Genomic DNA, 25,189 nt, shown 5'->3' on the forward strand with positions numbered 1-25,189 from the left:
CTTTTCTCCTATCAATCCGCCGGCTCGGACTTGTGCAGAACGCCGGCCGTTTCCTCGTTGAGCGCTTGGCCGGGGCGGCGCGGCGTGGAGAGCGGCGTCGGGATCGGCGTGCCGATATTGCCCTTCAGGAAGCGCTGTCCGGAGCGGATGCCTTCGGCGAGTTGCGTCTCGAAGCGGGCGGTGTCGCGGCGGCGGACGTCTTCGACCACCTCGGCGACGTCTTCCGGGTCGACGCCCAGGGCCTCCAGCGTCGAACCGCCAAAAACCAGCGCCGATTCGAATGTTTCACGCAGCTGATAGTCGACGCCTGTGCGGATGAGCTGTAGCGCGGTGCCTCGGTCGAAGGCGCGCGCCAGCACGGTGAGCAAGGGAAACTCGGCTTTGACGAGCTCGGCGATGCGTACGGCGGCATCGGGTTTGTCGACGCAGATGAGCACGGCGCGTGCGCGCCCGGCACCGGCAGCGTGCAGGATGTCCAGCCGCGTGCCGTCGCCGTAGTAGACCTTGAAGCCGAAATCGGCCGCCGCCTGGATCATCTCGACATCGTTGTCGATGATCGACACGTCGATGCCGCGCAGCAGCAATGGCTGGCTGGCGATCTGGCCGAAGCGGCCGAATCCGATGATCAGCACGCTGCCGGTCAGCCCTTCGGCGACGTCGACGCCATCCAGCGACAGCTCGTCGCGCGGCGTCAGATACCGCAACGCGACGATCGCCAGCGGCGTCAGCACCATGGAGATGATGACGATGGCCGTCAGCGTTGCGTTGGCCTGGCCGTCGATGATGCCGACGGAAGCGGCGGCCGAATAGAGGACGAAGGCGAATTCGCCGCCTTGCGCCATGAAGACGGCGCGTTCCAGCGCCTCGCGATGGCCCGACTTCAGGATGCGGGCGACGATGTAGATGCCGAGCGCCTTCATGACCATGTAGGCAACGACATAGACGGCGATCAGCCGCCAGTTCTGAACCACCACATGCAGGTCGAGCGACATGCCCACGGCGAGAAAGAACAGGCCGAGCAGGATGCCGCGAAACGGTTCGATATCGGCTTCGAGCTGGTGGCGGAAGGTCGATTCGGACAGCAGCACGCCGGCCAGGAACGCGCCCATCGCCATCGACAGGCCGCTGAGCTGCATGGCAAGGGCGGATCCGAGAACGACCAGAAGGGCGGCCGCCGTCATCACCTCGCGAGCGCGGGCATCCGCCAGGATACGGAAGAAAGGGTTGAGCAGAAAACGTCCGGCCAGCACCAGGCCGATGATCGCGGCAAGGCCGATACCGACCTCGGCCAGCCGCTCCGACAGGCTGGTGTCGGTGCCGCCTGGCGCCAGGAACGCGATCAGGGCCAGCAGCGGCACGATCGCCAGATCCTCCAGCAGCAGGATGGAGACGATGCGCTGGCCCTTGGGCGAGGCGATTTCGCCGCGCTCTTCCAGAAGCTGCATGACGATCGCCGTCGAGGTCAGCACGAAGCCGGCTCCGGCGACGAAGGATTGCGCGATGGAAAAGCCTCCGGCTATTCCCACACCGGTCAGCAAGACCGCGCAGACCCCGACCTGAAGCGCGCCCAGGCCGAAGATCTCGCGGCGCAAGCCCCAGAGCCGCGACGGCTGCATCTCCAGCCCGATAATGAACAGGAACATCACGACGCCGAGCTCGGCGACGTGGAGGATGGCTCCCGATTCGGAAAACACACCGATGCCGAACGGGCCGATCACCACGCCCGCGGCCAGATAGCCGAGAATCGAACCCAGGCCCATACGTTTGAAGATCGGAACGGCGACAACACCCGCGGCGAGCAGCGCCACCACCTGAACAAGCTCGCTGCCCGCTGCCTCTGCCGCCATTCCCGCCATTCCGCTCGTTTGAGGACCGCAGCCTGTGCGGTCGGGTCAAGACGCCTCGGATCAGGCGCCAGCGCCCCAAGGATAGGGGCTTCGGCGGGCATGTAACAGCCCGAATCCTGCGGCGGGCAATGTTGCAGGCACGTTACACAAGTTGAGCGCGAGGCCGCGTTGCGTCTGGCTGCAATCGGAGGTTAAGCACGCTCGGCTTCGGCCAGTGGAGGGTGTGGCGATCAAGCCGCGCCCTTTTTGAGGAGATGACTGACATGAAGAAGTTTTTGCTCGTTGCCGTCGGCCTGGCGGTGCTCGCCGGCTCGGCTTGCTCCAAGGCGCCTGAGTGCACGGCCGAGGTCGCCACCAAGAAGGCGCAGGACATGGCCGCCGCGCTGCAGGAGGCGGTTACCAAGGATCCGTCCAAGGCGGCCGATCTGACGGCCAAGGTGCAAGAGGTGACGACCAAATATCAGGGCACCACGACCCTGGCCGACGCCTGCAAGGCCTATGATGAGGTGACGGCGGCGATCAAGGGCTGATCGTTCCTATCGACGTCTTCAAAAGGAGGCGGTGGCGATGGGCCGCCGTCTCTTTTTGTGTTTGGTTACAGGCGGTTGATACGCGCTCAGTTCGGCACGATGGAGCCGACTTCGATCGCGTCGACCCGCTTCAGGCTCATGCCGATCACCGGCACCAGCTGGTCCGCGACGCGCACTGCAACCGTCACCGTCATCGAATTGTCGTCGGGGATGCGTGCCTGCATGACGCCGCGCAGCTGGTTGCGGTTGATGGTGAACACCACCTTGCGGGCATCGACCACATTGCCGCCGATGATATCGAGGCCGGCACCGGCCGCGCCGCCCATGAAGGAGCCCTTGTAATCGCGCCCCTTGCGCTCGATCTTGGCCGACATCGGCTGGGTGAACATGCCCACACGGCAGCCGCCGTCGAGCGTCATGCCCATCTTGCCGTCGGGCGTCGAGCCGGTGAAGCTGCAATTGAACTTCGTGCCCTTGTATTTGCCGGCGACGATCTCGCCCGGGCCCACCCACTTGCCTTCGGCGGACCGGAAGAACTGCTTGTCCGGCTCCGCCGCGGACGCCTGTGCGGCAATGCCGGCGACAGTGGTGATCGCAACCGCCAGGGGCAACAGGCTGGACAGAATTACGCTTTTCATCGACGACACCCGGCAACAAAGAGGCTGTTTTGGAACCAGTGCGACCATGAACAAGATTGGTTAATGCTTCGTCACTGCCAAGGTCGTCGTTCACTTGCCAGGCGGGGTGTTCTCGCTTTCCTTCCTGCTTGCGAACGATGTCAGCGCGGAGAGGAAATCACCCAGTCCCGGCCGTTTTGCCGCACTGAAGGGCAGGGGGCGCGCCGTCTCCATCGCGGCGATGCCGATGCGCGCCGTCATCATGCCGTTGACGACGCCTTCGCCGAGCTTGGCGGAGAGGCGCGCAGCCAGGCCGTGGCCGACGATCTGCTGGACGAAACTGTCGCCGACGGCGATCGAACCGGTGACCGCCAGATGCGCCAGCACGCTGCGCGCCAGGCGAAAGAAACCCAGTGTTCCCGGCCGCCCGCCATAGAGTTCCGAAAGGCGCCGGATGAGGCGCCCGGCCTCGAACACGACATAGGCTACGTCGACGAGCGCACGCGGACTGACGGCCGTCACCAGCGACACGCGTTTGGCGGCTTCCAGGATCATGATCTTGGCCCTGGCGTCGAGAGGGCCAAGGATCTCCGCCTCAGCGAGACGCACCAGATTGGCGCCATCGATGATCTCGTCGCGCAGATCGGCCAGCGCGCGCCTGCCCGCGGCCGTTTCGGGTTTGGCCGCGACGAAGGCCGACAGCTCGTCGACCACCAATCGCGCCGCCTTGGGATCGTCGCGTGCAATCGCATCGAGCGCACGTTTCTGCAGCTTTTCGACCTCGGCAAGCCGGGCGATCGCCAGGAACTCGCGAATCAGGATCACCACCAGCGCCAGCACGGCGACGGCAGCCATGCCGGCGGCCAGCCAACCCAGCCACTCGGCGCGCGCGAACAGATCGCGAATGAGCTGATCGGTCCACAGGCCGATGGCCAGCGAAACCAGCACCCCGAACGCGCCGAAGAAGATGGAGCCAAGCAATGAACGTTTCCTGCGAGCGACCGCCGGCGGCGGTTCGGCAGCGACGATGTCCGGCTCGTCGAACACGTCGATCTCCGACGGGATGACCAGCGCGACATCGCTCTTCACCGCGCGGGGCTTGCGCTGTGTGTCGGTCTGGACACGGCGCGCCTCCGGCGCCCCGGCCTGGGCACGGCGCGCCTGCGCCGCGTCCTGCTGCGATGTGGCCTCCGGTTCGATGCGGAATGCCGCCGGCTTGCGGGGCGCGGTCATGCCAGATGGTCTCCGATCAGGAACTGCAAGGCACGGTCGAGCCGGATATGCGGCAGTGACAGCATGACGCCCTCGGCCGTGCGCTCGAGTTTTGGCGGGCGAAAACGCACGAAGCGGATCGCCGGGTCGGTATTGTCCTGCCTGTGCGCTCCCCCGGGAGCTTCGAAGACAGCATCAATTTTCTCCGGTAAATCACCGGGAAATATGGCCGTTTCAGCTTTCCCGTCAAAGGTGTCGCCATTGATTGTCTCGCCCGCGAGCGGTGTGCCGATGATGACCGGCAATGTCTCGCGGCCCTGTTTGACGGTGCCTTCCCGTGTTGCGCGCACCGCCGCCATGGCGACGACGTCGACGCCGGCGCCGGTGAAATTCGCCCGCGCCACGGCGCGGTCTGCCAGCCGCCGCACGATCGCCTGCAAGCGGTCATGGCTGTCGTGATGCAGGTGGTCGGCCTTGGTGGCGGCGATCAGGATACGATCGATGCGCCGCGAGAAAAGATCGGTGAGGAAGCTGCCGCGTCCAGGACGGAAACAGGCGAGGATCTCGGTCACCGCGCGCTCCAGGTCGGCCATGGCTCCGGGGCCGGCGTTCAGCGCCTGCATGGCGTCGATCAGCACGATCTGGCGGTCGAGCCGGGTGATGTGTTCGCGGAAGAAGGGTTTGACGACATGGGTCTTGTAGGCCTCGTAGCGCCTTTCCATCATGGCGTGCAGCGAACCGTTGCGCGGGCGCTTGTCGCCCAGGCCGGCCAGAGGCGCGAAGGTCAATGCGGGCGAGCCTTCGAGATCGCCCGGCATCAGGAAACGGCCCGGCGGCAAGGTCGAAAGCGCCCGCTCGTCGAGCTTGCAGGCTTTGAGATAAGCGGCGAAATCCTCGGCCAGGCGGCGCGCCGTCATCTCCTCGGCATCGGCGTTCGGGTCGATCTCGGCCGATAGCGCCCGCCAGGCGCGCGACAGGTCCTCGCGCACCGGCAACGCAGCCATTTCAAAGGCTTCGAGCGAAAAATCGGCGAAGGACTTGCCGAGCAGCGGCAGGTCGAGCAGCCATTCGCCGGGATAGTCGACGATGTCGACCGACAGTTTTCCGGAGGAAAACATCCTGTTCCAGCCGGAGGCCGATTCATATTCGATGGTCAGCCGCAATTCGGAGATGGCGCGTGTCGAATCGGGCCAGACGCGGTCGTTCACCAAGGCGGCGATATGGTCCTCGTACTGGAATCGCGGCACCGCGTCGTCGGGCTGCTCTTCGAGGAAAGCGCGCGCGATGCGCCCGGATTTCTGCGCCTCGAACAGCGGCAGGCGCCCGCCATGAATAAGATTGTGGACCAGGGCCGAGATGAAAACCGTCTTGCCCGCCCTGGAAAGGCCCGTGACGCCCAGCCGCAGCGACGGCGAAAAAAGCCCGCTGGCGCGGCCCGAAAGCGTGTCGAGGGCAATTCTCGCCTCGTCGGTGAAAGTGGTCAGCGATGATGCCAAAATTGTCTCTCGAGGCTGCGACAGGTCCGATATAGGCGTTGCCGTTCTGGTTTGAAATGGCGTCAGAGGTCAGCCGGCGTCAGGAATGCCTCGAGATAGCCGGCACCCTGGGCGGCCCCGGCAAGATCGCCGCTGAAGCGCACGACCGCCAGGCCCGAGGTCGGGAAACCATGATTAAGCATGGCGCGGGCGCTTTCCTCGCCATCGCCGGACACCGCCATGGCGAGATCCTCCGTCATCGGATTGTGGCCGACGAGCAGCATCGAACCCACCCCACCATTGTCCCGGATGAGGCTGAGGTACGCGGCCGCGTCCTCGCTGTAGAGCGCGTCGACGAACAGAACCCGGCCGGTGTCGGCCCGACCGGCCACGCCTTCCAGCGTCTCCTTCGCGCGCCGGGCTGTGGAGCAAAGCGTCAGATCGGGCACATAGGAGCGCGACCGCATGGCGATGCCCATCGCCTCCGCATCAGCGCGGCCGGACGCATCGAGCGGGCGATCGAAATCACGCATGCCGGGCAGCGCCCATCCGGCTTTGGCGTGCCTCAACAGATAAAGCCTGCTCACCCAACCTCCACCGTGCCAACAGCCCGAACCTTGCTGTGATTAGCCATAAGAACGGCGTGGCGCACAATGGCAGTCGTTTTTCGGACATGACGAATCATCAGCCGGCGGCTGCCAGTTCGAAGGATCCGGTACCTAAGACCAGCCCGAATCACCTCAATCGCGCTCATCGAGGCGGATTAACAATTGCGTGAATCGGTAATCGATTGCGCTTGTGCAGGCGTTTGACCGCGAATATATAGGCGCCAAATTTGGGGCTGTTTGGGTGAGTCGAATGAACGATGCCGTTACCGCCGATTACGTACCCTCCGAAGACGAGCCGTTCATGAACGAGCGGCAGAAATCCTACTTCCGCTCAAAGCTCGTCACCTGGAAGAACGACATATTGCGCGAAGCGCGCGAAACCCTCGAAATCCTACAGCAGGAAAACGCCAATCATCCCGATCTAGCCGACCGCGCCTCTTCGGAAACCGACCGCGCCATCGAACTCAGGGCGCGCGACCGCCAGCGGAAACTCATCGCAAAGATCGATTCGGCCTTGCAGCGCATCGAGGAAGGCACTTACGGCTATTGCGAGGAGACCGGCGAACCGATCGCGCTGAAGCGGCTGGATGCCCGCCCGATCGCAACCTTGTCGATCGAAGCGCAAGAGCGCCACGAGCGCCGCGAGAAGGTCTATCGCGACGATTAGCCTGCGGTCTGCATTCAAGAAGATTTCAGCGATATCGCTCTCGAAATGGCCGGTTTTCCGGCCGTTTCTTTTTTCAGAACCCGGGCGATGCGCATAACCCCGATCGGTTTTTCGGACCGGGCGCAAGCGCTGCTCACCTTTTCTGGCTGGAGAGTTCGCCCAGAAGCCTGGTCATCTCATCGTCGAGCGACGGCGGTGTTTTTGCCACCGGCTTGGTCGCCGGACTGCTCGAGCGGGGCTGGTCGAGCGAAACCTCGAGTTCCTTCATCAGCGTTTCATCGATGCTTTCCTGCCCCGGCGGTGGTGAAGCCGGCGGCGGGGCATGCCGGACGGCATTGACGTTTGCGGAGCCGTAGGAAGGCAGCGGCGTGACATTGGTCGGCTGATAACCCTGCGCCGCCGGATTCGGCACCGGCTCCGGAGCGCGCTGGCGGGCGGGCGCTGCGCTCACCGGCTGCGGAGCAGGTGCCTGTCTCGCCGGCGCCGGGGTGGGCTGAGGCGGACGCGGCTTTGCCACCGCGACAGGCTGCTGCGAACCGCCATCTCCGGTCAGCGCGGGACGGCGTGGCGCAGAAAGGCGGATGTCACGCTCGACGACGACATCGGTCGGGCCGCCGATCAAAAGCAGATGCTCGATGTCGTCGCGGCGCACCAGCACCAGGCGGCGATGGCTGTCGACGGCGGTGGCGTCCATGACCGCAAGCCGCGTCTTGCGGTTCCGGCCGCCCGCGACAAAGGTGCCGAAGGTCAGGTTGCGAACGAGTTTGACGATGATGAGGACGATAACCAGCAGGACCAGCGCCGCGAAGGTCCACAGCAGTGCCGCTACATAGCCGGGGCCCGCTACGCTATCCAGCCATTGCAGCATTGGTTCCCCCTGATCGGTTTGGAAGTGACGCGACACTAGACCGTTGCGGCGGGCTACCGCAAGTTGCCTTTCACGCTTCATGAACAGCTTGAAACACTGGAGGGCCGGCCGACATCATTTTTATCTGACATTTGCCGCCCGGGCCTTTTCGGGACCAGGAGAATATGATTCAACCCGACAGGGGCGGGCGTCGGCACACATTGCGGCGAGTATCGGAACACCGGACTTCAAGAGCAGGGGGCACATGGCCAAGGAAACGCGCGGCGATTTCTATCCGGTACCGATCGTCGATCAGAACACGCGGCCGGGCGCCGTTACCCGGCTCGTCATCTTCATTGCCGTCCTGACGGGGGCCGCGATCGTTTTCGGCCTGTTTCGCGAGCGGCTCGGCGACCCTTTCCTGCTGGGCATGCTCGGCGTGCTGGCGATGATCGGCGTCGGCTTCCTGTTCGCCACGGCGATCGGCTTCGTGCAGATCACTCCACGCTCGACGGGCGACGAACTGTCGAAGGCATTCGTCGATTCGATGTCGCAGGGTCTTCTGGTCACGGACACCAAGGGCCGCGTGGTCTATGCCAACCGCGCCTATGCCGACATGACCGGAGCCTCTTCCGCGGCCGACCTGAAGACGGTCGAAGGGCTGCTTTCGGACGTTCCGGAAGCTTCGGTCACCATCTACCGACTGGCCTCCGGCCTGCGTGACGGCCAGCCGGGCGACGGCGAGTTCCGGCTCGCGCAGTCGATCAAGCCTGGCGCTGAGCCAGGCGCGCGCTGGTATCGCGCCCGCGCCCGCGCTTTCAGCGTGCCGGGCCAGCGGCCGCCGATGCTCGCCTGGCAACTTGCCGACATTTCGCAGGAACGCGCCGAGCAGGAGCGTTTCTTCCTGGACCTGCAGAAGGCGATCGATCATCTCGACCACGCGCCCGCCGGCTTCTTTTCCGCCGACCAGGAAGGCCGCGTCACCTATATCAACGCCACGCTCGCCGAATGGCTGGGCATCGACCTTGCCAGCTTCACGCCCGGCGCCGTCTCCCTGCCGGAGATCGTCGCCGGCGACGGCATGGCGCTGGTGCGCTCGGTCAAGGCCGACCCCGGTACGACGCGCAACGCGGTCATCGATCTCGACCTCACGACAATGACGGGCGAGGCGCTGCCGGTGCGCTTCATGCATCGCGTTTCAGCCAGCCGCGAAGGCCTCAACGGTCCGACGCGCACGATCGTGCTCAACCGCACGCAAGGCGAGGACGCCTCGGCGGACCTGCGCGCTTCGGAAGTGCGGTTCACCCGCTTCTTCAACTCGACGCCGATGGCGATCGCCGGCGTCGACGCCAGCGGGCGCATCCTGCGCACCAATGCGCCATTCCTTTCGCTGTTTTCATCGGTCGTCGACCGGGACGCCGTCGACCGCCGCATGCGGCTCGACACGGTCATCCACGAACGTGACCGCCCGGCCTTTGCCGCGGCCTTCGAAAAGGCACGGCAGCGGCAGGCCGATATCGAGCCGATCGACACGCTCCTGCCCGGCAATGAGGAGCGCCACATCCGTTTTTACGTCAATGCGGTCGCCGACGGCACAGGCGGCGAGGGGGCCGAGGAGTCGGCCATCGTCTACGCCGTCGAGACGACGGAGCAGAAGGCGCTCGAAGGGCAGATGGCGCAAAGCCAGAAGATGCAGGCCGTCGGCCAGCTTGCCGGCGGCATCGCACACGACTTCAACAATGTGCTGACCGCCATCATCATGGCGTCGGACCTGCTTCTAACCAATCATCGACCGTCGGACCCATCCTTCCCCGACATCATGAACATCAAGCAGAATGCCAACCGGGCAGCCTCGCTGGTGCGGCAGTTGCTGGCCTTTTCGCGCAAGCAGACGCTGCGGCCGGAAGTGCTGAACCTCACCGACGTGCTCGCCGATCTCAGGATGTTGCTCGCCCGTCTGGTCGGCAACGACATCAAGCTGAAGATCGATCACGGTCGCGATCTTTGGCCGGTCAAAGTCGATATCGGCCAGTTCGAGCAGGTGGTGGTCAACCTGGCGGTCAACGCGCGCGATGCAATGCCGGCGGGCGGCGACCTCACGGTGCGCACCCGCAATGTGACCGCCGAGGAGTGCAAGACCTTTCCCTACCGGGAACTCACTCCGGCGGACTATGTGGTGGCCGAGGTCGAGGACACCGGCAGCGGCATCGCGCCCGACGTGCTGAAGAAGATATTCGAACCGTTCTTCACCACCAAGGAGGTCGGCAAGGGCACCGGCCTTGGCCTGTCCATGGTCTACGGCATCATCAAACAGACCGGCGGCTTTATCTTCTGCGATTCCGAGGTCGGCAAGGGTTCGGTCTTCCGCATCTTCCTGCCGCGCCACATCGCCGAGGCAAAGAAGGCAGGCGAACCCGGGGAAGCACCGGCAGCGGTGCCTGCCAAGTCGGCCGAGACAGGCAAGGATTTGTCCGGGTCGGCCACGGTGCTGCTGGTCGAGGACGAGGATGCGGTGCGCATGGGCGGCATGCGGGCTCTGACCTCGCGCGGCTATACCGTGCACGAGGCGTCCTCCGGGGTCGAGGCGCTGGAAGTGTTCGAAGCACTCGGCGGCAAGGTCGACATTGTGGTTTCGGATGTGGTGATGCCGGAGATGGACGGGCCGACGCTGCTCGGCGAGTTGCGCAAGCGCCAGCCGGACATCAAGTTCGTCTTCGTGTCCGGCTATGCCGAGGATGCATTCGCCAGGAACCTGCCGGCGGACGCGCATTTCGGATTCCTGCCGAAACCGTTTTCGCTCAAGCAGTTGGCAACGATCGTCAAGGACATGCTGGAGTCTTAGGCCGTGAACCCATAAATCGGGAAATGGCCTAGATTGGCGGTTCCCGAAGGGCAGCCTAGGAGGCGGAATCGCCGAATAGCGGCCGTTCAGCAAATCCGAGCAGCAAGGTTTTTGCGATCTCTCGCGCCTTCGAGGCAAGCGCCTCATCCGGCAGTTCGCCGGCGGTCCAGAATGACAGGACCCCACGAAAGGCAAATGCGAGCTGCTCCGGCAAACTGCGCAGCGCCTCCTGCCTGCCGGCCGCGATCAAGCCTTCGCCCGCTCCAAGGGCCAGCGACCACAAGGTTGTGGAGTGCGCCAGGACCTTTCCGGGGGACGGGCCGGCCGTGCCGATCCATCCCATCACGGCCCGGTTTATCTCCGGCTCCTCCAACATCACCTCGACCGCGGTATCGATGGCCAACAGCACGCGGCCTGCGGCATCGGCAGGCGGTGACATCCCGGCAAAGCGCTGGGCCATCGTATCGATCCGCCGCCGCGAAAGGGCATGCATGATCGCGGCCTTGCTCCCGAACTGATTGAACGGCGTCGCGAAACTGACTCCGGCTTCGGTGGCGAGGTCGCGCATCGAGAAACCGGCCTTACCCTGTCGGAGCAGTCGCTCCGCCGCATCGATCACACGCCGGCGAAGCGGCTCACCCCGCGTGGCGGTCGGAGCAACCTTGGTCTTGTTTGGTGTCATGCTGTTATCTATATCATGATATAGTTTTCAATCATAGCCCGGAGTGAACCATGACTTCCACCCCTAAGACATTCCTCATCACCGGTGTCAGCTCCGGGCTGGGGCGAGCATTTGCAAGAGGCGCGCTTGAAGCGGGCCATCGGGTGATCGGCACCGTGCGGCGGGAAGCCGACGCCGAGATCTTCGCCGCGCTCGCGCCCGATCGCGCCCACCCGCTCTTGCTGGACGTGACCGATTTCGAGACGGTCCCGGCGGCTGTCACCGCGGCCGAACGGCAGGCGGGTCCAATCGACGTGCTGGTGAACAACGCCGGTTACGGCCATGAGGGCGTGCTGGAGGAGTCCTCCATGGACGATCTCCAGCGCCAGTTCGCCGCCAACGTCTTCGGGCCCGTCGCGATGATCAAGGCGGTGCTGCCGGGCATGCGCGAGCGGCGTCGCGGCCATATCATCAACGTCACGTCCATGGGCGGCTTCATCACCATGCCCGGGATCACCTTCTATTGCGGAAGCAAATTCGCGCTCGAAGGCATTTCCGAAGCGCTCGGCAAGGAAGTGGCAGGCTTTGGAATTCGGGTGACGGCGCTCGCTCCCGGCCAATTCCGCACGGATTGGGCCGGACGCTCGATGGATCGCACGCCGCGCAGCATTGCCGACTATGACGCGGTCATGGACCCGATCCGCGCCGCGCGACAGGCCAAGAGCGGCAACCAACCGGGCGATCCGGCCAAGGCCGCGCAGGCGTTGCTCGTGCTGGTCGATGCCGCGAACCCGCCGGTACGGCTGTTCCTGGGCGACGACGCGCTGGGGCTGGTCGACCAGAAGCTCGACGCGATGCGGGGCGAAATCAGCGCGTGGGAGGAGCTTTCGCGCTCAACCAGCTTCGCATCATGAGCGCTTGGAGCGCGTCGGCTGATGAAGACGCGCCGCGCGTCTTCATCAGCCTGCAATTGGGGCGGCTCGGCCTGTGACCGCCGGCCGAACATCCCGCCGAAGAGCAACCAAGTGAAGCCTTGCTTCAGCGAGCGGCTCTATCGCGAGCGCAACCTGATCGAGCGGTTCTTCTCCAAGCTGAAGCACTTCCGGCCTGTCGCCACCCGCTACGACAAGCTCGCCGCCAACTTCCTCGCCATGGTCCAACTCGCCTCAATGCGGCTGTGGCTCCGCGCTTGTGAGTCTACGTCCTAGAACAGTTCAGCTTTGATAGAGTCGCCGGCCGCTTTAACTCTTTGTTTTCGTGATATTGTCGTCCTGAAACGAAGTTTCCGTGTATTAGCGTTCCCGAATGCCTCTTGCGCAATACTGCGACAAGGCCATGATTGTGGATGAAACGGCAGGGACGAGCTGTTGACGCCACACATCGAAGCCAGCGAGGGTGACTACGCCGACATTGTGCTGTTGCCGGGCGACCCCCAGCGCGCCGAATGGATGGCCATGGCATTCCTGGAGGCCCCACGCTGCATCAACCGCCGGCGCGGTGCCCTTGGCTTCACTGGCCTGTTTCGTGGTCAGCCGGTCAGCATCCAGGCGACCGGCATCGGCGTATCCTCCTTTCTGATCTATGCGCATGAGCTGCTGGACGGCTACGGTGTGCGGACTTTGATCCGTACCGGCACCTGCGGCGGGCTGACCGCTGAGGTAAAACTACGCAGCCTCGTCATCTCGCAATCGGTGCGGCCCGAAAGCGCCCGAAGCGGTCAGGTTTTCGGCCTCTATGACGCTGGAGCCGGGCCGGACCCGGCGCTGTTTGCTCGCGCATTGGCGAAGGCGGCCGAACTCGGCATCGACCATCGTGCCGGGCTGACGGCATGCAGCGACGTCTTCCACCATCCGGAGGGACGCGCCCGTTTTGCCGATGCGCAGGCAGCCGGCGCACTAGCCGTGGACATGGAGACCAGTGCGCTCTATCGCATTTCCAGGCATTTCGGGGCCCGTGCGCTATCGATCTGCACGGTGGTCGACGATATCGACAGCGGCGAACAGACCCAATATGCAGAGCGCCAGGATCTTTTTACCGACATGACGCGGCTGGCGCTGGAAATCGCCGCCGCCGATCGGCCCGGTGCGTGATAGGCCCGCCGAGCCGCCCCAGTTCCTGATGCATTCCGAACACAAAGCCGGCGGGCACTTTTCTGGATTCTTCAGGCGGCTTCCCATTTCGGCGGCATCTGGTCTTCCATACCCGGCCGGTGGCTGCGCAGATAGAGCGCGCAGGTGGTGCGCAGCATGGAGGCGAAGTTGGGAATCTCGCCATTGATCTCGATGGCCTCGTCATAGAGTTTCGAGATGAATTTCGGCGTCGTCAGGTCCTGGCTTTCGGCGATTTCGTCGAGCAGTGCCCAAAACGTCGCCTCAAGCTGGATGCTGGTCGAATATCCGTCGATGCGGATCGACCGGTTGATCTGACGATAACCTTCGGGATCCTGGGCCGCAAATACCCTGCACATCCGACAACCTCCCACGTTCGTTGATTTTTGGCGTTGATTTTGGGTGGACAGATGCTTTTGCCGCCAGAGGCGACGCGGCCTTTGTCCCCAACAGCATTCTCCGGCAAAATCGGCTGAACAGCAATCGGACTTTCGTCCTTGCGATTGTCAGGCGAGTCGATCTTCGGAGCGTGGTAACCGGCTGCCACCATCTTTTGCCGTCGCCGCGCATAATCATCTTCGAAGCATCGAGTGGCGAGGACTGATTTGGCGAAGGCAATCCACACCATGATCCGGGTTCTCGACGAGACCCGCTCCGTCGATTTCTACAGAAATGCCTTCGGCCTCGATGTCGCCGAAAGGCTGGATTTCGACACGTTCACGCTCATCTACCTCAGCAATGCCGAGACGCAATTCGAAGTCGAACTGACCGTGAACAAGGGTCGGCAGGAGCCTTATGCGCTTGGCGATGGCTACGGCCATCTCGCGGTTTCGGTCGTCGATCTCGACGGCGAGCACGACCGGCTCGGCGCGCTCGGCCTCAACCCGATGAAGATCGTCGAATTCAACCGTGACGGTTCGCTGATCGCACGCTTCTTCTTCATCGAGGATCCGGACGGCTACAGGATCGAGGTTCTGCAACGAGGAGGCAGGTTCCAGTAGAGATCGCGGCCGCGTGTGCGCGGCGCCAGCCAAGGCATCCCATGGATGCAACCAGCAAGCAGGGAGGAAAATATGGTCACGATCTATGAAAGCAGGCCCGGGCTTTCGCGGCGCGAGCTTCTGAAGCGCGGCGGCGTCGGAGCCTTGCTCGTCATTTCCGGCAGCGCGGTCATCAGCCCGGAACATGCCTGGGGCCTCGAAACGTCGGCGCTGAAGCCGGAGACGATGGCGACGCTGATCCAAATGGGGCGGGACGTCTACCCGCACGATCAGCTTCCCGACAAATATTACGCCATCGCGGTCAAGAGCCATGACGATCAGGCCGGCAAGGATGCCGCACATAGGGATCTCATCGAGAACGGCATCGCCGATCTCGACAAGAGGTCCGGCAAGGGCGGCTACCGGAACCTTGGTTGGGAGGATCAGCGTGTCGCAGTGCTGAAGCAGGTCGAAGCCACGCCTTTCTTCCAGGCGGTGCGCGGCGGCCTCGTCGTCAGCCTCTACAACCAGAAGGAGGTCTGGCCGGTCTTTGGCTATGAGGGCGAATCCTATTCCAAGGGCGGCTATATCGCGCGCGGCTTCGACGACATCGAGTGGCTCTGAGCCGGCTCCTCTCGTCACCCAGCAAAATCGAAATCATGGGAGGAAACCATGGCAGCAGCATTTGATCTGAAAAACGACAATTTGGTCGTCATCATCGGCTCGGGGGCCGGCGGCGGCACACTCGGCAATGAACTCGCCCAGAAGGGCATCGACGTCGTCATCCTGGAGGCCGGCGCACGCCACGAATTCGACGACTTCATCAATGACGAGTGGGACTCCTTTGCCCAGCTCGCCTGGAAGGACAAGCGCACAACCTCCGGCGACTGGCGCGTGGCCAGGGATTTTCCGAACCTGCCGGCCTGGATCGTGAAATCGGTCGGCGGCTCGACCACGCACTGGGCCGGCGCTTCGCTGCGCTTCCAGGAGCATGAGTTCAAGACCGCCTCGACCTACGGCAAGGTGGAGGGCGCGAACCTGCTCGATTGGCCGGTGACACTGGCCGAGATGGAGCCCTATTACGCCAAGGCCGAAGCCAAGATGGGCGTCACCGGCACCAATGACTGGCCGAGGCTGCCGGGCAACAATAATTTCAAGCTGTTGAAGGCTGGCGCCGACAAGCTCGGCTACAAGGAATGCCACACCGGCAACATGGCGATCAATTCGGTCGAGCGTGACGACCGGATGTCCTGCCAGCAGACCGGCTTCTGCTTCCAGGGCTGCAAATGGGGCGCCAAATGGTCGACGCTCTACACCGAGATCCCGAAAGGCGAAGCGACAGGCCATCTCGAGGTGAGGCCGAACGCCATGGCCGTCAAGATCAACCATGACGCCTCGGGAAAGGTGACCGGCGTCGTCTATGCCGACAAGGACGGCAAGCTGCAGGAGCAGAAGGCCCGCATCGTCGCCGTCGCCGGCAATTCGATTGAAAGCCCGCGCCTGCTGCTCAATTCGGCTTCGAGCAAGTTCCCTGACGGCCTCGCCAATTCATCGGGGCAGGTGGGCAAGAACTACATGCGCCACACCACCGGCTCGGTTTATGCCATCTTCGACAAACCGGTGCACATGTATCGCGGCACCACGATGGCCGGCATCATCCGCGACGAGGCGCGGCATGATCCATCGCGCGGTTTCGTCGGCGGCTACGAATTCGAGACGCTTTCGCTCGGCCTGCCGTTTATGGCGGCCTTCCTCGATCCCGGCGCTTGGGGCCGCTCCTTCACCACCGCACTCGACCACTACGACCACATGGCAGGGCTGTGGATCGTCGGCGAGGACATGCCGCGCGAAGAAAACCGCATCACGCTGCATGCCGACGAAAAGGACGAGCACGGCATGCCGATCGCCGATGTGCATTTCGACGATCATCCCAACGATACGGCGATGCGCGATCATGCCTACAAACAGGCCACGGCGCTCTACGATGCGGTTGGAGCGACGCGTACTTTCCCGACGCCGCCTTATCCTTCCACCCATAATCTCGGCACAAACCGGATGAGCGAGAAGGCGGCCGAAGGCGTCGTCAACAAGCACGGCCAGACGCACGACATCAAGAACCTGTTCGTTTCCGACGGCAGCCAGTTCACGACAGGCGCGGCCGAGAACCCGACGCTGACGATCGTCTCGCTGGCGATCCGGCAGGCCGATTACATCGCCAGCCAAATGTCAGCGAGAAGCATCTAGTTCCACCTCCCGACTGCCTGCTGGCGCGGAGCCCCGACCGGGGTTCCGCGCCATTTTTCTCGACTTTCAGCCCTTGGTGCAGGTCGAGGCGGTGAAGGCGCCGTCGGGCTGTCTCATGATGATGTCGAACGAGGGCGGGCCCTGACCATCCAGAGTTGCCTGAGTGAGGGACAACGAGTTGCCGCCGGCGGTGTAGCCGCCGAGCGGTCCCAGCCAGGAGATCACCCCGTTTGCGTCCATCTGGTAATTGTAGCCCTGCTGGGCGGTCCCGAAGGTGACTGGGCCGGTATAGACGTTTCCCTTGATGGTGATGTCGCCGAGGTTGAGGAACATGCCGAGCAGGTAGACCTCGCAATGATAAATGCCGTCGGGCATCTTGCCGTCGCTGAAGTCGGCTCGCGCCGCCCCGGTCGACGCCGCCAGAAACAATAGGCCGGTAGAGATGCGTGAAATTCCGGATGCCATGACGTCGCTCGGTTGAGGGGCGAACTTGCCCCATTTGTGTGCCGTACCGCAATATTTGTCGCGTGCGGCCCGCGTCCGGAGATCAAAATCTAGGCACTTGGAGAAATTGGACGAAAATTAGGCAAAAACCGTGTGCGCTGCGCAAATTTCCCGCAACCAATTTTTAATCGGCCCTCACGCTTTCTCTAAGCACGATATGTCAATCCACTGATAATATTGAGCATTAACTCCTTCCACGAAACCGCCTCGGCGATTGGCATGGGGGTTGCTTCGTAGTGTTGCGTTGCAATTAATCAGCTTGGGAGTGTCAGGCATGAGGGGTAATTTCTCGACAATAACAAAAATATTTTCGGCGGGCGTGGTCGCTGCCGGCCTGTCGATGTCGGCGCCCGCGAAGGCGGCCGACGACACGATCAAGGTCGGCATCCTCCATTCGCTGTCCGGCACGATGGCGATTTCGGAGACGACGCTGAAGGATGCCATGCTGATGCTCATCGACGAGCAGAATGCCAAGGGCGGCCTGCTCGGCAGGAAGCTCGAAGCGGTCGTCGTCGATCCGGCGTCCAACTGGCCGCTCTTCGCCGAGAAAGCGCGCGAGCTGATCTCCAAAGACAAGGTCGCGGCGGTGTTCGGCTGCTGGACCTCGGTGTCGCGCAAATCGGTGCTGCCGGTGTTCTCGGAACTCGACAACATCCTGTTCTATCCAGTCCAGTATGAGGGCGAGGAGAGCGAGCGCAACGTGTTCTATACGGGCGCGGCGCCGAACCAGCAGGCCATTCCAGCCGTCGACTATCTGATGAGCGAGGATGGCGGCTCGGTGAAGCGATGGGTGCTGGAAGGCACCGACTATGTCTATCCCCGCACCACCAACAAGATCCTCGAGGCCTATCTGAAGGCCAAGGGCGTCGCGGCGGAAGACATCATGGTCAACTACACGCCGTTCGGTTTCTCGGACTGGCAGACCGAAGTCTCGGCAATCAAGAAGTTCGGTTCGGCCGGCAAGAAGACCGCCGTCGTCTCCACCGTCAACGGCGACGCCAACGTGCCGTTCTACAAGGAACTGGGCAACCAGGGCATCAAGGCCGAGGACATCCCGGTCATGGCCTTCTCGGTCGGCGAGGAGGAGCTTGCCGGTCTCGACACGGCGCCGCTGGTCGGCCATCTCGCCGCCTGGAACTACTTCGAGAGCGTCGACACGCCCGAGAACAAGAAGTTCATCGCCGACTGGCACAAGTTCATCAAGAACGACAAGCGCACCACCAACGACCCGATGGAGGCCCACTATATCGGCTTCAACATGTGGGTGAAGGCGGTCGAGAAGGCCGGCACCACCGATCCGGACAAGGTGATTGACGCCATGGTCGGCGTCTCGGTGCCGAACCTGACCGGCGGCTATTCGACGATGATGCCGAACCATCACATCACCAAGCCGGTGCTGATCGGTGAAATCCAGGCCGACGGCCAGTTCGAGACGGTCTCGCGCACGCCGGGGCTGGTGATGGGCGACGAGTGGTCGGATTACCTGCCCGACTCCAAGGACTTGATCTCCGATTGGCGGGCGCCTCTGTCCTGCGGCAACTTCAATGTCGCCACCGGCAAATGCGGCGGCAAGGGCACAAACTGATCCTCCCGGGCTGGACCTTCAGGTCCATGCCCATGACCGCGAGCGTCCGGACGGTTCCTTCGCCGTCCGGACGTCCAACTCAACCCTGAAGAGTCGCCTGACGCCGATGAACCTTTTCCGCGCACTTGGCCTGACACTGCTGTTCTTGCTGGCGACGCTGTCGTCATCGGGCGCCGGCGAAGCCGATCTGCGTGGCATCATCGCCAAGTTCGCCGCCGCCAAGGGTTTTTCGGAGACGGGAGCTGTCGTTCACGACCTGGCGGCGACCGGCGATCCGGCAGTGGAGCGGCCTCTTGCGGCACTCGCCGATGGCAATCTTTACATCCGCAAGATCGATTCCCTGGTCTTCGTCGGCAAGGAAGGCGGCGAACGGGTCCAGCTTTTCGACCCGCTGAGCGGTAAGCCATCCGGTGAAGCGGCCAAGGACGACATCACCAAGATCAAGGTCAACAACACGCTGCGTCGCACCATCCGCGATGCGCTGGGCACGCTGACGCTTGGCGCCAGGGATCCGGCCGTGCGGCTCGCCGCCGCCGACACCATGTTCAAGACGCCCGATGCCGCAAACATCGAGCCGCTCGATGCTGCGATCGCCAATGAGACGGTCGCCAGTGTCAAGACCTTGCTGGAACAGGCTCGTGCCGCGTCGATTCTGAGCTCGGATCTGCCTGATGCCGACAAGCTCGCGGCAATCGCCCTGATCGGCGCGCGCGGCGACCGCGATGCGGTATCGCTGCTCACCTCGGCAGAGGCCAATGCCTCGGGCGCAGTGAAGGAAGCGGCGACCGCGGCAATCGCCAACATCAATTCGACGCTGGCCCTGTGGGACGCCGGACAGAACATCTGGTATGGCATTTCGCTGGGCTCGGTGCTGCTGCTGGCAGCGATCGGGCTTGCCATCACCTTCGGCGTCATGGGCGTCATCAACATGGCGCATGGCGAGATGGTGATGCTCGGCGCCTACACGACCTTCGTCGTCCAGCAGGTGATCCGCACGTCGTTTCCCGGCCTGTTCGACTGGTCGCTGGTCATCGCGCTGCCACTTGCCTTCCTGGTCTCGGGGCTTGTCGGCCTCGCCATCGAGCGCGGCGTTATCCGCTTCCTCTACGGCCGGCCGCTGGAGACGCTGCTGGCGACATGGGGCGTTTCGCTGATCCTGCAGCAGGCAGTGCGCTCGATCTTCGGGCCAACCAACCAGGAGGTCGGCAATCCCTCCTGGATGTCGGGTTCGTTCGATGTCGGCCAGCTTGCCATCACCTGGAACCGGCTCTGGATCCTGGTCTTCGCGCTTAGCGTCTTTGCCGTGCTGCTCTATGTGATGAAGCGCACCCCCTGGGGCCTACAGATGCGCGCCGTCACCGCCAACCGCCGCATGGCCGCCTCCATGGGCATCAGGACGCCATGGGTCGACGCGCTGACCTTCGCGCTCGGCTCCGGCATTGCCGGCATTGCCGGCGTGGCGCTCAGCCAGATCGACAATGTCTCGCCCAATCTCGGCCGTGGCTACATCATCGACAGTTTCATGGTCGTCGTCTTCGGCGGCGTCGGCAATCTGTGGGGCACGCTGGTCGGCGCCTTTTCGCTGGGCATCGTCAACAAGTTCCTGGAACCCTATGCCGGCGCCGTGCTCGGCAAGATCGTCGTGCTGGTGCTGATCATCCTGTTCATCCAGAAGCGCCCGCGCGGCCTGTTCGCGCTCAAGGGCAGGGCGGTGGAAGCATGATGTCGGGACGCTTCTTCGCCGCGGGCGCGGACCGCCGCATCGCCATCACCATCCTCATTCTGCTGGCGGCGGCCATCATCGTGCCGCTGCTCAACCTTGCGGTATTACCGACGAGCGCCTTCTACATTCCGCCCTATATCGTGGCGCTGACCGGCAAATATCTCTGCTACGCGCTGCTGGCACTCGCGCTTGATCTTGTCTGGGGCTATTGCGGCATCCTTTCGCTCGGCCACGGCGCCTTCTTCGCGCTCGGCGGCTACGCGATGGGCATGTATCTGATGCGCCAGATCGGCTCGCGCGGCGTCTATGGCAACCCGGTCCTGCCTGATTTCATGGTGTTCCTGAACTACAAGGAACTGCCCTGGTTCTGGACCGGCTTCGACCATTTCTGGTTCGCCGGCCTCATGGTGCTTGCGGTATGCGGCCTGCTTGCCTTCGTCTTCGGCTGGTTCGCCTTCCGCAGCCGCGTCACAGGCGTCTATCTCTCCATCATCACACAGGCGATGACCTATGCGCTGCTGCTCGCCTTCTTCCGCAACGACATGGGCTTCGGCGGCAACAACGGCTTGACCGATTTCAAGGACATTCTGGGCTTCAACGTCCAGGCCGACGTGACCCGCTCGGCGCTGTTCGCGGCCAGCGCGGTGATGCTTGCGCTCGGCGTCTTCGTCACCTGGGCGATCGTCGGCTCCAAATACGGCAAGCTGCTGATGGCGGTGCGCGATGCCGAAAGCCGCACCCGCTTCCTCGGCTGGCGGGCTGAGAATGTGAAGTTGTTCGCCTTCACGGTTTCAGCTGTCATGGCCGGCGTCGCGGGCGCGCTTTACGTGCCGCAGGTCGGCATCATCAATCCGGGCGAATTCGAACCCTCCAATTCGATCGAGGTGGTGATCTGGGCCGCGGTCGGCGGGCGCGGCACCATCATCGGGCCGATCATCGGTGCGCTGCTGGTCAACGCCGGAAAATCCTGGTTCACCGGCGTGCTGCCTGAACTGTGGCTGTTCGCACTCGGCGGCCTGTTCGTCGCCGTGACGCTGCTCTTGCCGAAAGGCATCATCGGCATGTGGGATAGCTGGCGCGGCAACGCCAAGGCGCTGCGCGCGGCATCGTTGGCCGAGGAGGCCGGCGCCGATGGTGAAATCGCGCCATCCAAAGTCGTGCAGGCGGCGGCCAGAACACCCGGCGAATGGTCCTCGTCCAGCCTCGAACCACAGCCGGCGGAGTAACGAGCGATGTCGAAGTCGAACACCATTCTCTATCTCGACGGCGTCTCGGTTTCCTTCGACGGCTTTCGCGCCATCAACAATCTGTCGCTGGTGCTCGACAAGGGCGAGATGCGCGCCATCATCGGCCCCAACGGCGCCGGCAAGACCACGATGATGGACATCGTCACCGGCAAGACACGGCCCGACGAGGGCGAGGTGTTCTTCGACGGCCAGGTGGATCTCACCAGGCATGACGAGGCCGAGATCGCCATGATGGGCATTGGCCGCAAATTCCAGAAGCCGACGGTTTTCGAAAGCCACACCATCGAGGAAAATTTGATGCTGGCGCTGAAGGGGCCGCGCTCGATCTTCCCGGCGCTGTTCCATCGACGCTCGCCCGCCGAGACGCGGCGGATCGATGACATCCTCGGGACCATCCGGCTCGGCGACAAACGCGACGAGCTCGCCGCCAATCTCAGCCATGGGCAGAAGCAGTGGCTGGAGATCGGCATGCTCCTGGCGCAGGACCCGAAGCTGCTGCTGGTCGACGAGCCGGTCGCCGGCATGACCGACGCCGAAACCGAGGAAACCGCGCGCCTGCTCAAGGAGATCGCCCGCGACCATTCAGTGATCGTCGTCGAGCATGACATGCATTTCGTGCGCGAGCTCGGCGTCAAGGTCACCTGCCTGCATGAGGGCTCGGTGCTTTCAGAAGGCACGCTCGATTTCGTATCTGCCGATGAACGCGTCGTCGAAGTCTATCTGGGGAGATGAGCATGGTTTGGCGGGTGCAATTCCATCGCTTCGATCTTGCCTTCCTTCGGTTCTGGAGAAGGCGCTGACATGCTCGAAGTTTCCGATGCCACGCTCCACTACGGCGCCGCCCAGGCGCTGCGCGGCGTGTCGCTGAAGGCGGGCGCCGGCAAGATCACTTGCGTGCTCGGCCGCAATGGCGTCGGCAAGACCAGTTTGATGAGATCGATCGTCGGCCACCACAGGCTGACGAGCGGAAGCGTTGCCTTCGAGGGGAAGGCGCTCGACCGGAGCGCGGCGTATGACCGCGCCCGGTCGGGCATCGCATTCGTGCCGCAGGGCAGGGAGATCTTTCCGCTGCTCAGCGTGCGGGAAAACCTCGAATCGGGATTCTCGCCCCTGAAACGGGCCGACCGCAACGTGCCGGCGCATGTCTTCGAATTGTTTCCGGTGCTCAAGCAGATGCTTGGCCGCCGCGGCGGCGATCTCTCCGGCGGCCAGCAGCAGCAGCTCGCCATCGGCAGGGCGCTGGTGATGCGGCCCAAGCTTCTGGTGCTCGATGAGCCGACGGAAGGTATCCAGCCGTCCGTTATCAAGGACATCGGCCGCGCCATCCGCTATTTGCGCGACCAGGCCGGCATTGCGGTTCTTCTCGTGGAGCAATATCTCGACTTCTGCCGCGAACTCGCCGACGAGGTCAACATCATGGACCGCGGCCAGATCGTCCATACTGGTCCTGCCGAAGATCTCGACCGGGCGGATGTCAGGAAGTTCCTGACGGTGTAAATCCATCTCCTGATGAAAGATTGCTCAATCTTTCTTCAACACCCGCTGGCACGCTCAATACTACATGCTAGTCTTCTGATGGCTTTGTGAGTCGGCCGCTTCCGTATCAGTCTGGTTTGTCGCAGATCGAGGTGGGCGACGGGCAAGTTCCGCGCAAGCATGCGTTCCTAGCATCCTCCCTGCGATCTCTGTCGTTCAACGCGTTTGGGCATACAGGCCAAGGGGCAGCCATGGAACGTTACGTCGAGGACTACCAGAAGCGGCGGCTCACAGAGCGCGTCGACATCATCACAGCCATCAACATTCTGAAGTCCCAGGGCTATGACCACGACGAGCTGATCGAGGAGATCACCAAGGTCTTCTATGTCGACCTCGATGCCTTCAATGAAATTGTCATGGCGGCGTAAAAGCCGCATTCGGCCATTCAACAATGATGGGCACGGCATTGATGCGCTTGGTCAGCTAGCGCGCCGGAATGGAGAGGCGGTGACGCGGTTGCGGCCGCCGCGCTTGGCGGCATAGAGCGCCTTGTCGGCGGCGCTGAGCACCTTGTCGAAGCTCAGGCCCTCTTTGGTGCCGAAAGCAAAGCCGGCGCTGACGGTGCACGTCAGGGGACCGTTCTCGGTGTCGATGCGGCGCGCGGCGAACGAGGTTCGTATCGCCTCGGCCGTGTTTTCCACTGTTTCGGGCAAAGTCCGCTTCAGCACCACCGCGAACTCCTCGCCCCCCATGCGCGCGGCGACATCGGTCGGGCGAAGGTTGCCGGCAAGCTCCTTGGCGAACACTTTCAGCACCTCATCGCCCGTCGCGTGGCCGAACTGGTCGTTGATGGCCTTGAAGCTATCGAGGTCGAACACGACCACGGCGGTAAAGGCGCCGACGGGAGAATCGCCAAAGAGGTCGAACAGCGCGCGGCGGTTGAGCAGGCCGGTCAGCTGATCCGTCAGCGCGTTGCGGCGGTGATGCCCCGCCAGACGCCCCTGGTTGAGGGCCAGCGACAAGGCGCCGATGCCGGTCATGCTGGCGATGACGACGATGAGGCTGAGATCCTCGGCCCAGTTCCTTGGCGCATGGCTCAGGATCAGCTTGCCGTCCCATGCCAAAACCGTCGCGCAGAGCAGGAAGGACATGGCGGTCGCCGAATAGAGTGCGGCGGCGCCGATGGTAAGCGCTGGGGCCTCGGCGCGGCCCTTCCAGTATTCGGCGGCGGTTGCGAACAGGAGCAGGGCCGCGAACAGGTTCTCGAACATGAAGCCGAGCCCGTCATAGCCGAGAGCCATGGGCGGCAGCGCCACCGCCAGCGAAATGCCGCTGCCGATTAAAATCCTGGAGACCGGCGAGCCGCCGCTTCTGAATTGGTAGGCGGCGCCCAGCATCATGGAGAAGCCGACCAGCAGCAAGGTGAAGGTGGCGATGCCGAGGCCGCGCCTGGGCGCGTCGATATAGGCGTCATAGGTGAAGACCTCGCCCACCACCAGCAAGGCGCTGAGCGCCCAGGTGAGCAGGAACTTGTCGGTGCGGGCGGTGAGCCATGTGCCGAACAGCGTCAGGCTCAGGCAGGCAGCGGAGAAACCGACCGCCAGCAGAAGTGAGTTGTAGTCGAGCGACATGCCCCTCGTTCCTTGCCCGCGACGACCCTGCAGCCTGACGTTGCTGGAGTCATGACGCAAGGAAGTGTCGATAAGGTTACGATCGCGGGGAAAAAGCCAAGCTTGCACGGCGTTAGAGGACTACCGCCGACAGGAGCAGAACCGCACCGACCGCCATCATCAGCAGACCCGGCCAATTCTGTGACACGCCTAGGAAACCGAGGCCGCGCCGGCGTGGCTCAAGCGTCGGGGTCTGCGTTGCGAGATTTGGCATCCGTCGATCCGAAGCTGCAGGTGCCGGATCGCTGAGCCGTCCACGCCTGAGAGCTGCGCCCGCCATATACACAACGCCGGCGACGATGAGAAACGCACCGATAAGGATGACAGCCATCCTTCCTCGCTTTTC

Annotated in this window: 24 protein-coding genes and 1 pseudogene; 15 read left to right on the forward strand and 10 right to left on the reverse strand. The window is 63.3% G+C overall.

Annotation, left to right across the window (positions count from 1 at the left end; translation table 11 throughout):
• Positions 1-11: 11 nt before the first annotated feature.
• Positions 12-1,847, reverse strand: a complete 1,836-nt coding sequence (locus LB547_RS03275; RefSeq protein WP_140515288.1) for a monovalent cation:proton antiporter-2 (CPA2) family protein — start codon at positions 1,845-1,847, stop codon at positions 12-14.
• Positions 1,848-2,110: 263 nt separating this feature from the next.
• On the opposite strand from LB547_RS03275, the gene LB547_RS03280 reads away from it, so the two are divergent.
• The gene (locus LB547_RS03280; RefSeq protein WP_140547541.1) at positions 2,111-2,377 is read left to right on the forward strand and encodes a hypothetical protein; all 267 of its coding nucleotides are present in this window, start codon (positions 2,111-2,113) and stop codon (positions 2,375-2,377) included.
• Positions 2,378-2,463: 86 nt separating this feature from the next.
• Here LB547_RS03280 and LB547_RS03285 read toward each other — a convergent pair whose 3' ends face one another.
• From LB547_RS03285 to LB547_RS03300, 4 genes are all read right to left on the reverse strand, one after another.
• A complete protein-coding gene (locus LB547_RS03285) occupies positions 2,464-3,015 on the reverse strand; it encodes a hypothetical protein (protein WP_140761822.1) in 552 nt (183 codons plus the stop codon).
• Positions 3,016-3,105: 90 nt separating this feature from the next.
• Positions 3,106-4,227 (reverse strand): YcjF family protein, encoded by a 1,122-nt coding sequence (locus tag LB547_RS03290; protein WP_140498894.1) that lies wholly within the window; start codon positions 4,225-4,227, stop codon positions 3,106-3,108.
• Positions 4,224-5,702 carry a YcjX family protein gene (locus LB547_RS03295; RefSeq protein ID WP_140564480.1) on the reverse strand — a complete coding sequence of 493 codons (1,479 nt, stop codon included), beginning with the start codon at positions 5,700-5,702 and terminating at the stop codon, positions 4,224-4,226. Before LB547_RS03295 ends, LB547_RS03290 begins: the two co-directional genes overlap by 4 nt.
• A gap of 62 nt (positions 5,703-5,764) precedes the next feature.
• On the reverse strand, positions 5,765-6,268 hold the full coding sequence (locus LB547_RS03300) for a SixA phosphatase family protein (RefSeq protein WP_140498890.1): 504 nt from the start codon (positions 6,266-6,268) through the stop codon (positions 5,765-5,767).
• A 271-nt stretch (positions 6,269-6,539) separates the two neighbouring features.
• Between LB547_RS03300 and dksA the strand changes: the two genes are divergently transcribed.
• A complete protein-coding gene (dksA, locus tag LB547_RS03305) occupies positions 6,540-6,956 on the forward strand; it encodes an RNA polymerase-binding protein DksA (RefSeq protein ID WP_140498888.1) in 417 nt (138 codons plus the stop codon).
• Positions 6,957-7,089: 133 nt separating this feature from the next.
• On the opposite strand, the gene LB547_RS03310 is transcribed toward dksA, so the two are convergent.
• Complete coding sequence (locus LB547_RS03310) at positions 7,090-7,824, reverse strand: flagellar biosynthetic protein FliO (RefSeq protein ID WP_181175268.1); 735 nt, start codon at positions 7,822-7,824, stop codon at positions 7,090-7,092.
• Positions 7,825-8,068: 244 nt separating this feature from the next.
• Between LB547_RS03310 and cckA the strand changes: the two genes are divergently transcribed.
• On the forward strand, positions 8,069-10,645 hold the full coding sequence (gene cckA / locus LB547_RS03315; RefSeq protein ID WP_140515292.1) for a cell cycle histidine kinase CckA: 2,577 nt from the start codon (positions 8,069-8,071) through the stop codon (positions 10,643-10,645).
• 55 nt (positions 10,646-10,700) lie between these two features.
• Here cckA and LB547_RS03320 read toward each other — a convergent pair whose 3' ends face one another.
• Positions 10,701-11,327: a TetR/AcrR family transcriptional regulator gene (locus LB547_RS03320; protein WP_140761819.1), complete on the reverse strand. Its 627-nt coding sequence runs from the start codon at positions 11,325-11,327 to the stop codon at positions 10,701-10,703.
• A gap of 50 nt (positions 11,328-11,377) precedes the next feature.
• Here LB547_RS03320 and LB547_RS03325 point away from each other — a divergent pair, with 50 nt between their 5' ends.
• The 3 genes and pseudogenes from LB547_RS03325 (at position 11,378) to LB547_RS03335 (ending at position 13,396) form a co-directional block, all read left to right on the forward strand.
• Positions 11,378-12,220, forward strand: a complete 843-nt coding sequence (locus LB547_RS03325; RefSeq protein ID WP_140560916.1) for an oxidoreductase — start codon at positions 11,378-11,380, stop codon at positions 12,218-12,220.
• 84 nt (positions 12,221-12,304) lie between these two features.
• Positions 12,305-12,514, forward strand: a pseudogene (locus LB547_RS03330) (transposase); the annotation flags it as partial.
• A gap of 159 nt (positions 12,515-12,673) precedes the next feature.
• Positions 12,674-13,396, forward strand: a complete 723-nt coding sequence (locus LB547_RS03335) for a DeoD-type purine-nucleoside phosphorylase (RefSeq protein WP_140761816.1) — start codon at positions 12,674-12,676, stop codon at positions 13,394-13,396.
• Positions 13,397-13,467: 71 nt separating this feature from the next.
• Here the strand turns inward: LB547_RS03335 and LB547_RS03340 are convergent, their stop codons facing one another.
• The gene (locus LB547_RS03340; protein ID WP_140498878.1) at positions 13,468-13,773 is read right to left on the reverse strand and encodes a ribbon-helix-helix domain-containing protein; all 306 of its coding nucleotides are present in this window, start codon (positions 13,771-13,773) and stop codon (positions 13,468-13,470) included.
• Positions 13,774-14,019: 246 nt separating this feature from the next.
• Here LB547_RS03340 and LB547_RS03345 point away from each other — a divergent pair, with 246 nt between their 5' ends.
• The 3 genes from LB547_RS03345 (at position 14,020) to LB547_RS03355 (ending at position 16,638) form a co-directional block, all read left to right on the forward strand.
• Entirely contained in the window at positions 14,020-14,415 is a 396-nt protein-coding gene (locus LB547_RS03345) for a VOC family protein (RefSeq protein WP_140761813.1), read from the forward strand.
• A 72-nt stretch (positions 14,416-14,487) separates the two neighbouring features.
• Complete coding sequence (locus tag LB547_RS03350; RefSeq protein WP_140515296.1) at positions 14,488-15,018, forward strand: gluconate 2-dehydrogenase subunit 3 family protein; 531 nt, start codon at positions 14,488-14,490, stop codon at positions 15,016-15,018.
• 48 nt (positions 15,019-15,066) lie between these two features.
• Positions 15,067-16,638 (forward strand): GMC family oxidoreductase, encoded by a 1,572-nt coding sequence (locus LB547_RS03355; protein ID WP_140515297.1) that lies wholly within the window; start codon positions 15,067-15,069, stop codon positions 16,636-16,638.
• Positions 16,639-16,704: 66 nt separating this feature from the next.
• Here the strand turns inward: LB547_RS03355 and LB547_RS03360 are convergent, their stop codons facing one another.
• Complete coding sequence (locus LB547_RS03360) at positions 16,705-17,103, reverse strand: hypothetical protein (protein WP_140761810.1); 399 nt, start codon at positions 17,101-17,103, stop codon at positions 16,705-16,707.
• Positions 17,104-17,416: 313 nt separating this feature from the next.
• Between LB547_RS03360 and urtA the strand changes: the two genes are divergently transcribed.
• The 6 genes from urtA to LB547_RS03390 all read left to right on the forward strand — a co-directional run bounded on the left by urtA (position 17,417) and on the right by LB547_RS03390 (position 23,601).
• Positions 17,417-18,727: an urea ABC transporter substrate-binding protein gene (gene urtA / locus LB547_RS03365; RefSeq protein WP_140761807.1), complete on the forward strand. Its 1,311-nt coding sequence runs from the start codon at positions 17,417-17,419 to the stop codon at positions 18,725-18,727.
• Between the two features lie 106 nt (positions 18,728-18,833).
• Positions 18,834-20,450, forward strand: coding sequence for an urea ABC transporter permease subunit UrtB (urtB, locus tag LB547_RS03370; RefSeq protein ID WP_140761804.1), 1,617 nt, complete (start codon positions 18,834-18,836; stop codon positions 20,448-20,450).
• The gene (urtC, locus tag LB547_RS03375) at positions 20,447-21,676 is read left to right on the forward strand and encodes an urea ABC transporter permease subunit UrtC (RefSeq protein WP_140761801.1); all 1,230 of its coding nucleotides are present in this window, start codon (positions 20,447-20,449) and stop codon (positions 21,674-21,676) included. Before urtB ends, urtC begins: the two co-directional genes overlap by 4 nt.
• A gap of 6 nt (positions 21,677-21,682) precedes the next feature.
• Positions 21,683-22,429, forward strand: a complete 747-nt coding sequence (gene urtD / locus LB547_RS03380) for an urea ABC transporter ATP-binding protein UrtD (protein WP_140498864.1) — start codon at positions 21,683-21,685, stop codon at positions 22,427-22,429.
• 69 nt (positions 22,430-22,498) lie between these two features.
• On the forward strand, positions 22,499-23,194 hold the full coding sequence (gene urtE, locus LB547_RS03385; RefSeq protein WP_140557767.1) for an urea ABC transporter ATP-binding subunit UrtE: 696 nt from the start codon (positions 22,499-22,501) through the stop codon (positions 23,192-23,194).
• 230 nt (positions 23,195-23,424) lie between these two features.
• On the forward strand, positions 23,425-23,601 hold the full coding sequence (locus tag LB547_RS03390; RefSeq protein ID WP_140498860.1) for a hypothetical protein: 177 nt from the start codon (positions 23,425-23,427) through the stop codon (positions 23,599-23,601).
• A 51-nt stretch (positions 23,602-23,652) separates the two neighbouring features.
• Here LB547_RS03390 and LB547_RS03395 read toward each other — a convergent pair whose 3' ends face one another.
• On the reverse strand, positions 23,653-24,804 hold the full coding sequence (locus tag LB547_RS03395) for a GGDEF domain-containing protein (protein WP_140557766.1): 1,152 nt from the start codon (positions 24,802-24,804) through the stop codon (positions 23,653-23,655).
• Positions 24,805-25,189: the final 385 nt, after the last annotated feature.

This window comes from Mesorhizobium sp. B264B1B, assembly GCF_020165765.1.
Classification (GTDB): domain Bacteria; phylum Pseudomonadota; class Alphaproteobacteria; order Rhizobiales; family Rhizobiaceae; genus Mesorhizobium.

Excerpts from the sequence above, each read along its gene's own strand:
- LB547_RS03355 (WP_140515297.1), top strand. The coding sequence starts at position 15,067 with ATGGCAGCAGCATTTGATCTGAAAAACGACAATTTGGTCGTCATCATC.
- LB547_RS03285 (WP_140761822.1), bottom strand. The coding sequence starts at position 3,015 with ATGAAAAGCGTAATTCTGTCCAGCCTGTTGCCCCTGGCGGTTGCGATC.
- LB547_RS03320 (WP_140761819.1), bottom strand. The coding sequence starts at position 11,327 with ATGACACCAAACAAGACCAAGGTTGCTCCGACCGCCACGCGGGGTGAG.
- dksA (WP_140498888.1), top strand. The coding sequence starts at position 6,540 with ATGAACGATGCCGTTACCGCCGATTACGTACCCTCCGAAGACGAGCCG.
- LB547_RS03325 (WP_140560916.1), top strand. The coding sequence starts at position 11,378 with ATGACTTCCACCCCTAAGACATTCCTCATCACCGGTGTCAGCTCCGGG.
- urtC (WP_140761801.1), top strand. The coding sequence starts at position 20,447 with ATGATGTCGGGACGCTTCTTCGCCGCGGGCGCGGACCGCCGCATCGCC.
- LB547_RS03340 (WP_140498878.1), bottom strand. The coding sequence starts at position 13,773 with ATGTGCAGGGTATTTGCGGCCCAGGATCCCGAAGGTTATCGTCAGATC.
- LB547_RS03280 (WP_140547541.1), top strand. The coding sequence starts at position 2,111 with ATGAAGAAGTTTTTGCTCGTTGCCGTCGGCCTGGCGGTGCTCGCCGGC.
- LB547_RS03395 (WP_140557766.1), bottom strand. The coding sequence starts at position 24,804 with ATGTCGCTCGACTACAACTCACTTCTGCTGGCGGTCGGTTTCTCCGCT.
- LB547_RS03290 (WP_140498894.1), bottom strand. The coding sequence starts at position 4,227 with ATGACCGCGCCCCGCAAGCCGGCGGCATTCCGCATCGAACCGGAGGCC.
- urtA (WP_140761807.1), top strand. The coding sequence starts at position 17,417 with ATGAGGGGTAATTTCTCGACAATAACAAAAATATTTTCGGCGGGCGTG.
- LB547_RS03275 (WP_140515288.1), bottom strand. The coding sequence starts at position 1,847 with ATGGCGGCAGAGGCAGCGGGCAGCGAGCTTGTTCAGGTGGTGGCGCTG.
- cckA (WP_140515292.1), top strand. The coding sequence starts at position 8,069 with ATGGCCAAGGAAACGCGCGGCGATTTCTATCCGGTACCGATCGTCGAT.
- LB547_RS03350 (WP_140515296.1), top strand. The coding sequence starts at position 14,488 with ATGGTCACGATCTATGAAAGCAGGCCCGGGCTTTCGCGGCGCGAGCTT.
- urtD (WP_140498864.1), top strand. The coding sequence starts at position 21,683 with ATGTCGAAGTCGAACACCATTCTCTATCTCGACGGCGTCTCGGTTTCC.
- LB547_RS03360 (WP_140761810.1), bottom strand. The coding sequence starts at position 17,103 with ATGGCATCCGGAATTTCACGCATCTCTACCGGCCTATTGTTTCTGGCG.
- LB547_RS03310 (WP_181175268.1), bottom strand. The coding sequence starts at position 7,824 with ATGCTGCAATGGCTGGATAGCGTAGCGGGCCCCGGCTATGTAGCGGCA.
- urtE (WP_140557767.1), top strand. The coding sequence starts at position 22,499 with ATGCTCGAAGTTTCCGATGCCACGCTCCACTACGGCGCCGCCCAGGCG.
- urtB (WP_140761804.1), top strand. The coding sequence starts at position 18,834 with ATGAACCTTTTCCGCGCACTTGGCCTGACACTGCTGTTCTTGCTGGCG.
- LB547_RS03390 (WP_140498860.1), top strand. The coding sequence starts at position 23,425 with ATGGAACGTTACGTCGAGGACTACCAGAAGCGGCGGCTCACAGAGCGC.